The following is an 856-nucleotide window of genomic DNA, read 5'->3' as shown; positions in this document are numbered from 1 at the left end:
CGGCTCGGCTCGGCTCGGCTCGGCTCGGCTCGGCTCGGCTCGGCTCGGCTCGGCTCGGCTCGGCTCGGCTCGGCTCGGCTCGGCTCGGCTCGGCGGGGGCAGGTTGATGCATGAAGCGGCCGCATGCTGCGCGCCAGACCACGTCCACCCGGTGTTCGGGCGCTCGTATCAAACCACCCGCAACACCTCGTCCGCCGGCTCGCATTCGTGCGTCGCAGGCCGCGCCGGCCGGTACTCGCCGCGCAGCAGCGCGTATTGCGCGAGATCGCGAAACGCCCCGCCCCAATACCCGGCCTCGCGCTGATACCCCTCGCGCACGAAACCGAACGCATCGAGCGTGCGCAACGACGGCGCGTTCTCGGGATGCACGCGCGCCTCGATGCGGTTGAGGCCCATCGGGCCGAAGCCGTGATCGAGCACGGCCGTCAGCGCCTCGCGCATCAGGCCCTGCCCGCGCGCCTCGGGCGCCAGCTCGTAGCCGATCACGCAACAGCGCCACGGCCGGCTCCAGCGGAACAGCCCGCAAGTGCCGACCAGCGCGCGATCCTCGCGCCGTTCGAGCGCCCAGCGCAGGCCGCTGCCGGCGATCCGCCAGGCGGTATAGGTGTCGATCAGGCGCGATGCCTGGGCGGGCAGGGTCATCGGGTCCGCGCCGTACCAGCGCATGCCCTCGACGTCGCCGTGGATGGCGTACAGCGCCGGCGCGTCGGCCGCGCGCAGTTCGCGCAGCACGAGCCGGCGCGTCATCAGGCTCGGAAAGGGTTCCATCGGATGGGTCGCTCGCGCGCCTCGGGTGCTGGCCGGTTCGGGCGGCGCCCGGGGCCTGGGTAGCGTGTCGCCCGCGATCCTCGCACGA

The 856-nt window shown here is 73.5% G+C and carries 1 protein-coding gene; it reads right to left on the bottom strand.

The genetic code is table 11. The features are described from left to right. Positions 1-168: 168 nt before the first annotated feature. Positions 169-768 (bottom strand): GNAT family N-acetyltransferase, encoded by a 600-nt coding sequence (locus tag ACYP33_RS13590; RefSeq protein WP_459622294.1) that lies wholly within the window; start codon positions 766-768, stop codon positions 169-171. Positions 769-856: the final 88 nt, after the last annotated feature.

This window comes from Burkholderia sp. 3C (assembly GCF_054589155.1).
The sequence above is the reverse complement of the archived record's forward strand: the minus strand, read 5'-3'. Positions and strand labels throughout refer to the sequence as shown.

Bases quoted from the DNA above. Each gene is read 5' to 3' on its own strand.
- ACYP33_RS13590 (WP_459622294.1), bottom strand. From the start codon at position 768: ATGGAACCCTTTCCGAGCCTGATGACGCGCCGGCTCGTGCTGCGCGAA.